This is a genomic window from Saccharopolyspora rhizosphaerae, assembly GCF_003931915.1.
Lineage (GTDB): Bacteria > Actinomycetota > Actinomycetes > Mycobacteriales > Pseudonocardiaceae > Saccharopolyspora > Saccharopolyspora rhizosphaerae.
In genome coordinates this window covers 344885-358308 of sequence record NZ_RSAA01000015.1, presented here as the reverse complement: position 1 = coordinate 358308, position 13424 = coordinate 344885, and the positions used below count along the sequence as shown (strand labels likewise).

The 13424-nt window shown below is 69.6% G+C and carries 12 protein-coding genes; 4 read left to right on the top strand and 8 right to left on the bottom strand.

The features are described from left to right. Positions 1-75 precede the first annotated feature (75 nt). On the bottom strand, positions 76-2961 hold the full coding sequence (locus EIL87_RS16560) for a UPF0182 family protein (protein WP_125091605.1): 2886 nt from the start codon (positions 2959-2961) through the stop codon (positions 76-78). Positions 2962-3170: 209 nt separating this feature from the next. On the opposite strand from EIL87_RS16560, the gene EIL87_RS16555 reads away from it, so the two are divergent. After that, entirely contained in the window at positions 3171-3686 is a 516-nt protein-coding gene (locus EIL87_RS16555) for a PPA1309 family protein (protein ID WP_125091428.1), read from the top strand. Positions 3687-3841: 155 nt separating this feature from the next. On the opposite strand, the gene EIL87_RS16550 is transcribed toward EIL87_RS16555, so the two are convergent. After that, on the bottom strand, positions 3842-4852 hold the full coding sequence (locus EIL87_RS16550; RefSeq protein WP_233576305.1) for a YlbL family protein: 1011 nt from the start codon (positions 4850-4852) through the stop codon (positions 3842-3844). Positions 4853-4982: 130 nt separating this feature from the next. On the opposite strand from EIL87_RS16550, the gene EIL87_RS16545 reads away from it, so the two are divergent. Beyond that, positions 4983-6404, top strand: coding sequence for a zinc-dependent metalloprotease (locus EIL87_RS16545; protein WP_125091426.1), 1422 nt, complete (start codon positions 4983-4985; stop codon positions 6402-6404). A 109-nt stretch (positions 6405-6513) separates the two neighbouring features. Here the strand turns inward: EIL87_RS16545 and EIL87_RS16540 are convergent, their stop codons facing one another. Next, positions 6514-7071, bottom strand: coding sequence for a M48 metallopeptidase family protein (locus tag EIL87_RS16540; RefSeq protein ID WP_125091425.1), 558 nt, complete (start codon positions 7069-7071; stop codon positions 6514-6516). A gap of 227 nt (positions 7072-7298) precedes the next feature. On the opposite strand from EIL87_RS16540, the gene EIL87_RS27100 reads away from it, so the two are divergent. After that, on the top strand, positions 7299-7448 hold the full coding sequence (locus EIL87_RS27100) for a DUF5679 domain-containing protein (protein ID WP_010693945.1): 150 nt from the start codon (positions 7299-7301) through the stop codon (positions 7446-7448). A 273-nt stretch (positions 7449-7721) separates the two neighbouring features. Beyond that, on the top strand, positions 7722-9041 hold the full coding sequence (locus EIL87_RS16535) for an ABC1 kinase family protein (RefSeq protein ID WP_125091424.1): 1320 nt from the start codon (positions 7722-7724) through the stop codon (positions 9039-9041). A 199-nt stretch (positions 9042-9240) separates the two neighbouring features. Here EIL87_RS16535 and EIL87_RS16530 read toward each other — a convergent pair whose 3' ends face one another. The 5 genes from EIL87_RS16530 to EIL87_RS16510 all read right to left on the bottom strand — a co-directional run bounded on the left by EIL87_RS16530 (position 9241) and on the right by EIL87_RS16510 (position 13345). Continuing rightward, positions 9241-10128, bottom strand: a complete 888-nt coding sequence (locus EIL87_RS16530; protein WP_125091423.1) for a class I SAM-dependent methyltransferase — start codon at positions 10126-10128, stop codon at positions 9241-9243. 124 nt (positions 10129-10252) lie between these two features. Next, on the bottom strand, positions 10253-10462 hold the full coding sequence (locus EIL87_RS16525; RefSeq protein ID WP_125091422.1) for a hypothetical protein: 210 nt from the start codon (positions 10460-10462) through the stop codon (positions 10253-10255). Then, the gene (locus EIL87_RS16520) at positions 10459-10809 is read right to left on the bottom strand and encodes a WhiB family transcriptional regulator (protein WP_125091421.1); all 351 of its coding nucleotides are present in this window, start codon (positions 10807-10809) and stop codon (positions 10459-10461) included. Before EIL87_RS16520 ends, EIL87_RS16525 begins: the two co-directional genes overlap by 4 nt. A gap of 140 nt (positions 10810-10949) precedes the next feature. Then, positions 10950-11153 carry a hypothetical protein gene (locus tag EIL87_RS16515; protein WP_125091420.1) on the bottom strand — a complete coding sequence of 68 codons (204 nt, stop codon included), beginning with the start codon at positions 11151-11153 and terminating at the stop codon, positions 10950-10952. 116 nt (positions 11154-11269) lie between these two features. Beyond that, complete coding sequence (locus EIL87_RS16510) at positions 11270-13345, bottom strand: ATP-dependent DNA helicase UvrD2 (protein WP_125091419.1); 2076 nt, start codon at positions 13343-13345, stop codon at positions 11270-11272. Positions 13346-13424: the final 79 nt, after the last annotated feature.

Sequence of the window (13424 nt, the reverse complement as noted above, 5' to 3'; positions counted from 1 at the left end):
CCCGACCTCGGTCGGAAGCGTCGGCGGGGCGGGAACCGCGCCGGTCCCCACCCCGCCGACTTCCACACGGTCGGCTCAGCCGCCGGTGCCCTGGGCCTGCTCGAACTTCTTGATCGCGTCGTCGAGCTGCTGGTAGGCCTGGCCCATCTCGGCGAAGTTGCCGGACTGCTGCGCCTGCCGCACCCGTTCGAGCGCGTTGCGGATGTCGGTGACGGCTTGGCCGGTCGGCGGTGAACCCGGCGACGGCTGCTGCGGCTGCTCGGGCTGCTGCGGCGGCTCCGGCTGGCCCGGCTGGGTGCCCTGCCCCGCCCCGGACCCGAAGACCTGGTCGAGCGCGCCCTGGAGGGTCTCCGAGAAGCCGACCTTGCCGCCGAACGACACCAGCACGCGGGCCAGCTGCGGGTACGACTCCTGCTCGTTGCGCTGGATGTAGATCGGCTCGACGTAGAGCAGACCACCCGCCACAGGCAGCGTGAGCAGGTTGCCGAACATCGCCGTGACGTTCGGGTTGTTGAACAGCGTCCGGTTCTCGGTGACCTCGGGGGTCGACTCCATCTGGTTCTGGACCTGGTTCGGACCCGGGGTCAGCGTGTTGGTCGGCAACCGCAGCACGGTCATCTGGCCGTAGTTCTTCGGGTCCGACGACACCGACACCCACGCCGAGAGGTTCTGCCGCCGCAACGCGGTCAGGGCGCTGGTCAGCTGGAAGTTCGGCTGCTCCTGCCCCTCGACCTGGGCGACCACGTAGTAGGGCGGCTGCTGGCCCTCGCTGCCGCTCACCGTGCCGCCCGACGTCGGGTCGTTCGGCACCTCCCAGAAGGTCTGGGTCGAGAAGAAGTCACCCGGGTTGTCGACGTGGTACGAGGTGAGCAGCTTGCGCTGCACCTTGAACATGTCCTCCGGGTACCGGAAGTGGTCGCGCAGCTGGGGCGAGATGGCGCTGGCGGGCTTGATCACGCCCGGGAACACGCCCTCCCACGTCTTGAGCACCGGGTCGTTCTCGTCGGTGGCGTACAGGTCGACCGTGCCGTCGTAGGCGTCGACGGTGGCCTTGACCGAGTTGCGGATGTAGTTGATCTGCTGGTTGGGCTGGCGCTCGACACCGGTGAGGGTGTCGTTGGTGGCCTCGCCCAGCTCGGTCTTCTCCGAGTACGGGTAGTTGTCCAGCGTGGTGTAGCCGTCGACGATCCACTTGACCCGGCCGTCGACCACCGCCGGGTACGGGTCGCCGTCGAGCTTGAGCCACGGCGCGACCTTCTGGACGCGGTCGCGCGGGTTGCGCTCGTAGATGAGCTTCGAGTTCTCCCCGATCACGCCGCTGAACAGGAAGTTGCGCTCCCCGTAGTAGGCGGCGAAGGCCAACCGCTGGAACGGGTTGGAGATCGGCACACCACCGCGACCGTCGTAGGTGAACTGCTGCGTGTCGGTGTCGTACTCGCGCGGGGCCTCGCCCGGGTTGCCCCCGACGATCGCGTAGTCCTCGGGCCCGAGCAGCTCGCCGTAGTAGACGCGCGGCTGCTCGACCGGGATGCGGCCCTGGCCCTTGTTCGCGACGTCGCTGATCTGGAAGACCGGGTAGCCGCCCTGGGTGGCGCCCTCGTTGAAGGTCGAGTCGACCCGGTCGGCCGGCGCGGCGACGAAGCCGTTGCCGTGGGTGTAGACGGTGTGCCGGTTGATCCAGTTCTGCTGGTTGACGGCCAGACCGTCGATGTTGATCTCGCGCAGCGCGACCAGGTAGTCCTGCAGCTCGCCGTTGGCATCCCGGTAGCGGTCGACGTCCAGCTTCTCCGGGAAGCCGTAGAAGTTGTACTGCTGGGTGAGCTGGGTGAAGGTCGGCGCCAGGATGTTCGGGTCCAGCAGCCGGATGTTCGGGATCGTGCCCTTGTCGTCGGCGACCTCGCTGGGCTGCAGCTGGGTCCGGCCCGGGTAGTCGACGAACTTGACCTTGTCGTCACCGATGCCGAAGGCGGCCTTGGTGGCAGCGAGGTTGCGCTCGATCGACAGGGCCTCGCGCTGGTTGGCGTTCGGCCGGACCGAGAACTGCTCCAGCAGGGCCGGCCACACGGCACCGACCACCACGCTGGACAGCAGCAGCAGGACTGTCGCCAGCGCCGGGATCTGCAGGTTCTTCAGGAAGATCACCGAGAAGAACGCCAGCGCGCAGAACACCGCGATGCACATCAGGATCAGCTTCGCCGGCATCACGGCGTTGAGGTCGGTGTAGCTGGCACCGGTGAACAGGTTGTTGCGCTGGGACAGCAGCAAGTCGTACCGGTCGAGGAAGTAGTCGACGGCCTTGAGCAGCACGAACACGCCGGCGAGCACGCCCAGCTGGACGCGGGCGGGCACCGACAGCTGGCCGCTGCGACCGGTGAGCCGGATGCCGCCGAAGATGTAGTGGGTGACCAGCGCGCCGATGAACGACACGGTCACCGCGATGAAGGCCCAGGACAGCAGCAACCGCCAGAACGGCAGCTGGAAGACGTAGAAGCTGATGTCCTTGCCGAACTCGGGATCGGTCTGGCCGAACGGCACGCTGTGCAGGTACAGCTGCAGCGTCTGCCAGTCGGCCTGCGCGGCCAGCCCGCCGATCACCGCCACCGCGAGCGGGACGCCGAGGCCGAACAGCCGCGAGCGCTCGGTGATGACGGTGCGGTAGCGGGTCAGCGGGTCGTCCGGGCCGCTGACCGGCACGAACACCGGCCGGTTGCGGTAGGCGAGCCACAGGTTGAGCAACAGCACGCCGCCGAGGAAGACGGCGGCCACGACGCCGAGGCCGAGCCGTGAGACGAGCTGGGTGGTGAAGACCTGGCGGTAGCCGACCTCGCCGAACCACAGCCAGTTGACGTAGGCGCCCAGCAGGCGTGATCCGAGGATCAACGCGAGCAGGACGATCCCGCCCAGGATCAGCAGGACTCTGCTTCGCCGGGATAGTTTCGGCATTCCTACCGGGGGCCGCATGGCCACAGCGCACGCTCCTGGGGACGATCAGCTGAACCTGGCAATCGCGCTCGCGAGAACGATTCCCTCGTGATGTTCAACTCTACGACCCGGGTGTGAAGTTCCTGGAAGGGCCCGCGCGAAGGGTATTTTTCGGACACAGATCAATATCGATCGGGTCATCCCGGCGTGCCCGCTCGACACGAGGCCGGTTCTGCGACGATGACGGCATGCCTTCCGCTGAGGACTTGGGGTTCGCCCTGCCCGCCGCGACCCGTGAGGTCGAGGAGTTCGTCGCCTCCGCCGGCTGGGACCAGCCGACGCAGATCTTCGCCCTGGTGTCGACCGAGACGATGCTCGCCGCCGCACCCCACCTGGCCGACCAGCTCGACCCGGTGGCCTCTCCCCTGACGCCGCTGGCCCAGGAGTCGCTGCCCGCCGAGGACCTCGGCGAGGCGCTGGCCCGCATCGAGTGGCCCGAGCAGGTCGTCGGCTGCGCGCTCGTCCAGGAGATCGTGGTGCTGCCGCCGGAAGCCGAGGCCGCGCTGCCCGAGGACGAGGAAGGCGCCCGCAAGATCGCCGCCGAACACCCGGACCGCCGGGAAGCCCGGCTGGTGGCCGCGGTGCTGCGCGACGGCGCCGCCCAGTCCTGCGTGATGCGCCTCCGGGGCGAGGACGACGAGGTCCTCAGCGACCCCTCCCTCGCACCGAACCTGATCAAGGCCCTCCAGGCGACCTTCGCCTGACGCTGTGATCGTCCGTGGTCGTCGTGCGCGGCGGTGCAGGTAGCGGGGCCTGCCACGCCACCTCGCCGACGACGTGTCAGAACCCGGCGCGACAGCGCTTGCCAGGGATTCGTCGCGGAGCTCCGCCACCGACACCGCCACGCCGGACGACCACCTCAGCAGGCTGCAGGGGCTTGGTTGTTGCGGAGGGCGTCCAGCGCCTTGGTGGCGTCGACGAGGTTGGCGACGCGGGCGAGCTGCAGGCCCTCGGGCGCCTGGGACTTGGCTTCGGCGCAGTTCTCCGCCGGGACGAGGAACGTCGTGGCGCCGGCCTCCTTGGCCTTGACCATCTTGAACGGGATGCCACCGATCGGGCCGACCTTGCCGGCCGGGTCGATCTCGCCGGTGCCCGCGACGAACTTGCCGCCGTTGAGCTCGCCCGGCGTCAGCTTGTCGATGATCGCCAGCGTGAACATCAGGCCGGCCGAGGGGCCGCCGACGTCGGCGAGGCTGATCTTGATCTCGAACGGCACGTCAGGCCGCTCGGTCGCGCCGACGCCCAGGAAGCCCTGCGACTGGTCGCCCCCCGGCTCGGTGTTGCTGCCGAGCTGCACGTTGGCGACCTGTTCGGGCTGGTCAGCACGTTGGAAGCGGATCTCCACCCGATCGCCGGACTTGGTGCCGCCCAGCGCGGCCTTCAGCGAGGCGGCGTCGGTGACCGGCTTGCCGTTGGCGGAGAGCAGGCGGTCGCCCGGCTCCAGCGTCCCGTCGGCCGGGCTGCCCTTGACGATCTGGCCGACCAGCACCTTGTGGGGGTACCCGAGGAAGCGCAGCGCCGCGGTCTCGGCGGTGGTCTGCGAGTCGTTGAACGCCTCGGTGTTCTCCTGCTCGATCTGCTGCTCGCTCTTGTTCGGCGGGAAGTAGACGTCGCGCGGCGCCAGGGCGTAGCGACCGGAGACCCACAAGCCCAGCGCACCGAACAGCGAGAGCTGGTCGGTGACCGATACTGTGGTCATGTTGAGGTGACCGGCGGTCGGGTAGGTCTCGTGCCCCTCGACGCTGATCACCGGGTGGTCGCCATCCATGCCGAGCGTGTCGTAGGTCGGCCCGGGGCCGAGGGCCACGAACGGCACCCGCGCGAACGCGCCGAGCAGACCGAAGGCGACGACCAGCACGACACTCGTCAACAGGGTCCAAGTACGGCGGTTCACGAGGCGACAGCGTACGTGTTCGCTGTTGGCGATGTGCCCGGTGCTCGCACCTGACTAGCGCAACGACTTCTTCAAAGGGGCGGCCGAGGCCGCGTACGGTGGAACTATGACCAACATGCCGTTCGGGTTCAGCTCGCAGGACCCCGACGACCCTGACAAGGGCGACTCGTCGCAAGGCCGCTCTGAGGGCGGGTCCGGTGGCAACCCTGGGGACAACCCCTTCGGTTTCGCCGGCATGCCCGGACCGGGCGGCAACTTCGACATCGGGCAGCTCGGGCAGATGTTGACCCAGCTCGGCCAGGCGCTGAGCCACTCCGGCGGTGGCGGCCAGTCCGGACCGGTCAACTACGAGCTCGCCAAGCAGCTCGCTGTGCAGCAGCTGCACAGCAACCAGCGGACCGAGCGTCCCAGCCAGGAGCAGGTCAAGGAGATCGAGGACGCGGTCCGGCTCGCCGAGCTGTGGCTCGACGCCAGCACCTCGCTGCCCGCCGGGGTGCGCACGGTGCAGACCTGGTCCTCCGTGGACTGGGTCGAGAAGACCATGCCGGTGTGGCAGCGGCTGTGCGACCCGATCGCGCAACGCATGTCCTCCGCGTGGCTCGAGGCGCTCCCGGAGGAGGCCAAGCAGGCCGCCGGTCCGCTGCTCAACATGCTCGGCCAGATGGGCGGCATGACCTTCGGTTCGCAGCTGGGCAGTGGGCTCGCGCAGCTCGGCGGCGAGGTGCTCACCTCCACCGAGGTCGGGCTGCCGCTGGGGCCGACCGGGACCGCGGCACTCCTGCCTGCCAACATCGACCGCTTCGTCGAGGGCCTAGACCGCCCGAGCAGCGAGGCCACCCTGTTCCTGGCCGCCCGCGAGGCCGCGCACCACCGGTTGTTCGGACACGTGCCGTGGCTGGCGCAGCGACTGCTCGACACCGTCGAGGAGTACGCGCGCGGCATCCACATCGACACCTCCGCGCTGGAGGACCTGGCCAGCAAGGTCGATCCGACCAACCCGGAGTCGATGCAGGAGATGATGAGCTCGGGCATGCTCGAGCCGAAGACCACCCCGGAGCAGCAGGCCGCGCTGAACCGGCTCGAAACCCTGTTGGCGCTGGTCGAGGGCTGGGTCGACGTGGTCGTGGCGGACGCCCTGGGCGAGCGGTTGCCGAGCGCCGGCGCGCTGGGCGAGCTGATCCGCAGGCGCCGCGCGAGCGGCGGTCCTGCCGAGCAGACCTTCGCGACGCTGATCGGCCTGGAACTGCGCCCGCGCCGGATGCGCGACGCGGCGAACCTCTGGCGGCTGATGGCCGAGCGCCACGGCACCGAGGCCCGCGACCAGGTCTGGGACCACCCAGACCTGCTCCCGGACAGCGCTGACCTGGACGAACCGCTGGACTTCGCCGACCGCTGGCACGCCGGATCGGACCTCGACGACCCGATCGCGGCCATCCGCCGCGCGGAGGAGGCCGAGAAGTCGGAGGACAGTTCCGACTCCGAGGACGACTCGGACTCCGACGACTCCGGCGGCGACGCCAAGTCCTGATCTCCCCGCACCGCCCGCCCGTCGCGTTCCGCGTGGGCGGGCGGTCGCGTGTCCGGGGTCGGTCGCACCGACCCGGCTTGATCACGGCCGGTCCGACGCTCCGCTCAGATCACGAGGCCTCGGTGTCTTCGGTCTCGTCGTCGGTGAGGCCGATCTCCAGCTGGGCGGCCGCCACCAAGCCCTCCAGGTAGCCGATGGCGCGCTCGGTCTTCGGGTACCGCTCGACCCACTTCCAGAAGTCGGGGCCGTGGCCCGGTACCAGCAGGTGCGCCAGCTCGTGGACGAGCACGTAGTCGAGCACCCAACCGGGTACATCTCGCAGCCGCCGGCTCACCCGAATGGTCCCCTCGCCAGGCGTGCACGAGGCCCAGCGCGTGCGCATCGGCGGCACCCACCTGACGCCCCTTGGTTCCGCCCTTCCGTCCAGGTGCTTGGCGGACAGCTCACGGCAGCGCTGCACCAGCGCCTCGTCCGAGTTGCGGGCGGGGGATCGACGACGGGTCTCGCTGCGCTGCAGACGGCTCAACATGTCCGCCACCCAGCGCTTTTCCTCCGCTCGACTCATCCGAGCCGGGAGCAGCACCACGATCTTGTCGCCGTCGCGGTAGGCGCTCACCGTCTGCCGGCGGCGCTTGCTGCGGCGGACCTCGACCTGCGGTTCAGCCACGGGAGTGGACCCTAGCGACTGGTCCCGACAAACGGATCCCCCTGTGAGTTGCACCTCAACTCGCGGACGGAGTCAACGGCCGAATCATTACTCCAAAGAGTCGAACATGCCATGCTCGTGATGCATGCATCTCAATTACTCCACCTGTACGGTTCCCCCAGCCGCCCCCCAGGAGGGCGCCGGAGATCCAGCTACGGGTTGGGTCGATTACCAGAAGGAGGGGAGCCGTGGCCGAGACGTACAACGGCTACTGCGTGAAGTGCCGGGAGAAGCGCGACTTTTCCGGTGAGGTCTCGGAGACCAACGGACGCCGGATGGCCAAGGGCACCTGCCCCGTGTGCGGGACCAAGATGACCCGCATCCTCGGCAAGGCGTGACCGGGCACGGGTGGGCCGCCAGCGGCCCACCCCGCGCTTGATCCTCGAGGTTTCCCGTGAAGCGGTGAATCCGCTCCGCCCGCTCCACTGTTCCCGTCGGCCCAACGCATTCGGCCGCGGGTGCGAACCACGCTCACCCAGAATGCCGATCACGACCCAACGTGCGCTGTTGAACGACTAGCATGTTGTTGGGTTTCTCGTTTTCCGAATCGTGGCCTCGTGACTTTCGGACATCGAGAGGGTTTTCCTACCTGCGCGCACCTAGGAGAATTCGTGGCCGACATTCCCCGCCAAGCGGCACAACGCACCGCCAAGCTCGCCAGCCTTCCCCTGGGCGTCGCCGGCCGGGTCGCCGCAGGGTGGGGACGCCGTCTGACCGGCCAGAACGCCGACGAGATCAACGCCGACGTGGCCGCCAAGACCGCTGAGCAGCTGTTCGCGGTGCTGGGGCAGCTCAAGGGCGGGGCGATGAAGTTCGGGCAGGCGCTGAGCGTGTTCGAAGCCGCCGTGCCCGACGCGATGGCCGGGCCCTACCGCGAGGCGCTGACCAAGTTGCAGTCGGCGGCCCCGCCGATGCCGACCTCCAGCGTGCACCGGGTCCTGACCGAGCAGCTGGGCTCCTCGTGGCGCAAGCGCTTCTCCTCGTTCGACGACGAACCCGCAGCCTCGGCCAGCATCGGCCAGGTGCACCGGGCGGTGTGGCACGACGGCCGCGAGGTCGCGGTCAAGGTCCAGTACCCGGGTGCGGACGAAGCGCTGCGCTCCGACCTGCGGCAGCTCATGCGCTTCTCCCGGCTGTTCCAGTCGCTCGCTCCGGGCGCCGAGGTCAAGCCGCTGCTGGAGGAGCTGCAGGAGCGGATGGTCGAGGAGCTCGACTACCGCATCGAGGCCGACAACCAGCGCATGTTCGCCAAGGTCTTCGCCGGTGACGAGCGCGTCGTGGTGCCCGCGGTGGTCGCGAGCGCGCCGAAGGTCGTGGTCACCGAGTGGATCTCGGGCACCCCGTTCTCGAAGATCATCGCCGAGGGGACGCAGGCCGAGCGCGACCTGGCAGGCCGGCTGCTCGCCGAGTTCCACTTCTCCACCCCGGCGAAGGTCGGGCTGCTGCACGCCGACCCGCACCCGGGCAACTTCATGCTGCTGCCCGACGGTCGGCTGTGCGTGATCGACTTCGGCGCGGTCTCGCGACTGCCCGGTGGCCTGCCGCCGACCTTCGGCAAGATGATCCGGCTCGCGCTGGAGGACCGGTCGATCGAGCTGCTGGAGCTGCTGCGCTCGGAGCGCTTCGTCCAGCCCGACCAGGAGCTGCACGCCGAGGACGTGCTGGCCTACCTGGCGCCGTTCGTCGACCCGGCGCGCACCGAGACGTTCCACTTCACCCGCAGCTGGCTGCAGCGGCAGGCCGAGCGGGTCGCCGACCTGCGCGGACCCGACTTCCGCACCGGCCGGTTGCTCAACCTGCCGCCGGACTACCTGCTGATCCACCGGGTCACTCTCGGCGCCACCGGCATCCTCTGCCAGCTCGACGCCGAAGTCGCCACACGCGACATCATCGAGCAGTGGCAACCAGGTTTCGCCGAAGCCGAAGCCTGATCGGAAGAGGAGTTGGACTGCTCTGCTGAGCGGCGCCGGTGGCCGCTGTTCCAGGGGTAGGACTCAGCCCGGTCCGCCGCAGCGTTCGAGGGGCTTCGTGGCGAATACACCGCGACGCCGCGTGCAAGGCGTGCTGGCGCACGGAGCCACTCGAGTCCTGCCACCCGCACCGCCACGCAGACCGACTTCTCGAACAGGTCTACGCGGGCCTGGTGCCTACGTGGATCGTGCTGGCGCTGAGGTAGGAGAGGTCGTCGCGGTGGGCGGCGTAGTGGTCGCTGTCCGGGTCGAGGAGTTGGTCGAGCGCGGAGACGTCCTCGGCGGGAACACGTTCCTCAGCGTCGCGGCGGAGCATCGCCAAGTGCCGGAGCGCGGCGGCCCGGCCGGACTCGTCCATCGGGGCGGGCCGGTCGACGAGGTAGCTGAACGAGGTCGTGTCGACGAGACCGGCTTGGGCCATGGCCTTCGGCCAGCCCACGGGCAGCCGGACCGAGCCCTCCATCTCGGCCCGCATCTGCTGGAACCACTGCTCACGGGCGTTGAGCAGCCGTGCCTCGAGGCCGGGTTCGGCGAGGCCCACGTCGGCGGGCAGCACCCGCGTCTGCAGCCCGAACTCGACGATCGCCAGTCGACCGCCCGGCTTCACCAGGCTTGCGAGCCTGCGCAGGCCGGCGAGCTGGTCGGGCAGGTGGTGCACGACGAACGCCGCGTAGACCAGGTCCGCCTGTGGCGACGCACCGGCCTGCTCGATCTCCTCGGCGAGGGTGTCGGCGGCGGCGTCGGCGCGGACCGTGTGGACCGCGACACCGTCGGCGGCGTCGGAGGCCCTCTCCCCCGCGGCCGTCAACAGCTGCTCGGCCGTGTCGACGATGGTGAGCTGCGCGCCAGCACCGTTGCCTGCCAGCGATTCCACGAAGATCGCCGCGGTGCCGCCTGCTCCGGCGCCGATCTCGATCACCGAGCGGTCGCCGGGGAGCAGCAGCCGCCGCACCACCTCGGCGATCTCCGGTGCGAGGAAGTCGTCGGCCGCGCGCAGCCGCTCCAGGTGCGCGTCCCAGTCGATGTTGTCGTGCGAATGTGCGCCCACGAGCCGGACCTTAGACCGGGCCCGGCGGAGGCCGCATGCCGGTGTGCCGTTTCCGGCCGGAGTGCGTCGGCCGTCGCCCAACGCGACGGCCGACGCGGCATCCGCGAGCGCGCGATCACGGAGTTCAGCGCTGCTCAGCGGCTTCGGCCTTCTTCGTGGCGTAGCGGGCGATGGCCCGCCACCCGCGACCCGCCGAGATCGAGCGAGCTTCACGTTGTCGCTCGGCTTCGGCGCGTCTCTCCTTCTCGTGTATTCGGATCATCTCTTCCGTCGGGTACATCCCCATCTCCGCGTGGTTCGGGTGGATCAGGCTGGTGGCGTAGGTGCCGGTCATGCTGCTCGCTCCTGCTTGCGGGGCCCGGTCTCCTCCGGACGTGGGTGCTTGCGCGGACGACCGCGCCTGCGCTTGCGCGCGACCACTTCGCCGCGTTCGAAGATCTCGCCGCCCCAGACCCCCCAGGGTTCGCAGCGGTCCAGCGCGCCGGCCAGGCACTCGGTCTTGATCGGGCAGTCACTGCACAGCACCTTGGCCTGCTCCAGGTCGGACGGGTTCTCGGCGAACCACAGGTCCGGGTCTCTGCGGCAGGGCAAGCGGCGTTGCAGCGATGATCCCGAGGATCGCTCGGGCTCGGACTGCGAGTCCACGGCCGACGCGGGTATCGGCACACTCGCGGTGAACATACGACTTCCTCCAGTAGTCGATGGCAGGCGACTTGTGGTGGTGGACAGGTGTGGTGGTGGATGTGGATCGACCAGGAGCACAAAAAAGCCGCGGACCCGTCGTGCGTGGGTCCGCGGCCTATGAGAAGCCTGGAGCTCTCCTAGATCAGCGGATCCAGGAGCAGCCAACGGACCGACTTGCGCGGGTGCTGCAGGGTCGCCGGGAACACGCGGAAACCACGCGGCTTTTCGACGCGGCGGTCGCCAGTGAGGGCGGCGGTGCGCACAGAGGTGCCCTGGTGCAGCGAAACGACCCCGGCCATGAAGGAGCGCGGGGCGTCGGCGATGATCTCGAAGATCTTCACTGCCCTCACCTCCTTCTCGGTCTCGGTCGGCGAAGCGAACCACTCGGCTCGCGCGTGTCTACGAGGTTATGGGTAGCGGGGTGCAACCCGCAACAGATTTTTGACCTGCGGTTTCGCTAATTCACCCGGTTGATCAACGCGAGCACGTCCGGGCCGAACTTCTGGATCTTGCTCGCGCCGATGCCGGAGATCCCCACCAGGGCCGACTCGTCGGACGGGCGCTGCTCAGCGATGGCGGTCAGCGTCGCGTCGGTGAACACCACGTAGGCGGGGACCTTCAGCTGCCGGGCGCGTTCGCTGCGCCAGGCCTTGAGCTGTTCGAGCAGGTTCTCGTCGACGTCCGACGGGCAGCTCGAGCAGCGGCCGAGCTTGATGTCCATCGTGTTCACCAGCGCCGACGAGCACACGCGGCACCGGGGCGTGGTCGTCGCGGCCTGCCGCGCGGGCGGCTGCGGCTGCCTTGCCTTGGTCGGCAACGCGGCCGGGTGGCCGTCGGGCACCAGGTTGTAGACGAAGCGGCTGCGACGGCGGAACCTCCGGCCACCGGCGCGGGCCAGCGCCCAGGACAGGTGCAGGTGCTCGCGAGCGCGGGTGACCCCGACGTAGAGCAGCCGCCGCTCCTCCTCGATCGCCGCGTCGGTGTCGGCGTGCTGGATCGGCAGGGTGCCCTCGACCAGACCGGCGAGGAACACCGCGTCCCACTCCAGGCCCTTGGCGGCGTGCAGCGAGGCGAGCGTGACGCCCTCGACGGTCGGCGGGTGCTGGGCTTCGGCGCGCGCGTCGAGCTCGGCGACGTAGCGCCGCAGGTCCGCCTGGGGAACGGTGCCGACCAACTCCTCGGCGAGCTCGACCAGCGCGATGAGCGATTCCCAGCGCTCGCGGGCCGAACCACCGGCGGGCGGCTCGTCGGTCAGGCCGACCTCGCCGAGCAGTTCACGCACGGTCCCGGGCAGGTCCTCGGCAGCGGTGTCGCGAGCGACCGCGGTGCGCAACGTTGCCATGGCCTGCCGGATCTCCGCCCGCGCGAAGAACCGCTCGCCGCCGCGCACCTGGTACGGGATCTCGGCGTCGGAGAGCGCCTTCTCGTACACCTCGGACTGGGCGTTGACCCGGAAGAGGATCGCGATCTCCGACAGCGGCACGCCGCGCTTGGCCAGTTGCGCGATCTTGCGCGCGATGGCCTCGGCCTCGTCGGTCTCGTCGTCGTACTCGGCGAAGTCGGGGCGCGGGCCGTCCGGGCGCTGGCCGACGAGCTTCAGGCGGGTCCCGGCGGGCCGTTCCCGCGCGGCGCCGATGACCTGGTTGGCCAGGCCCACGACCTGCGGTGTCGAGCGGTAGTCGCGCTCGAGGCGGACCACGGTCGCATCGGAGTACTTGCGCGGGAAGTTGATCAACCACTTCGGGGAGGCACCCGCGAAGGAGTAGATGGTCTGGTTGGCGTCGCCGACGACGGTCAGGTCGTCGCGGTTGCCGACCCAGGCGTCGAGCACGCGCGCCTGCAACGGGTTGACGTCCTGGTACTCGTCGACGACGAACGACCGGTACTGGCTGCGGAACTCCTCGGCGACGTCCGCGCGGTCCTCCAGGATCGCCGCGATGTGCAGCAGCAGGTCGTCGAAGTCGAGCAGCTGCGCGCCGTTCTTGAGCTTCTCGTAGCCGGCGAAGGCCTTGGCGATCAGCTCGGGCAGGATCGGCGTCTCGCGGCCGGCCTGCTGCGCGGCGGCCGGGTACTGCTCGGGGCTGATCAAGGAGGACTTGGCCCACTCGATCTCACCGGCCAGGTCGCGGACGTCCTCCCGCTCGGTCGACAGGCCCAACCGGTTCGCGGCCTGCACGACCAGGCGGAACTTGTTGTCGGTGAGCTGCCACATCTGCGTGTCGTGGACCCGGGGCCAGAAGTAGCGGAGCTGCCGGAAGGCCGCGGCGTGGAAGGTCTGGGCCTGCACCCCCGCAGCTCCGAGACCCCGCAACCGGGTGCGCATCTCGCCCGCGGCGCGCGCGGTGAAGGTCACGGCCAGGACCTGCCGAGGCGTCACCAGTCCTCGCTGGACGAGGTGGGCGATGCGGTGGGTGATGGTCCGTGTCTTCCCCGTTCCCGCACCGGCCAGGACGCAGACGGGTCCGCGGGGTGCGGTGACGGCCTGCCGCTGCTCCGGATCCAAACCTTCCAGGAGATGCGGTTGATCGGCCATGCCAGCATCCTCGCAGACCCCCTCCCGCGATCAGGCGATACCCACCGCCGTGTGTCGCCCAGCTCGCGCCCCCGCTCCC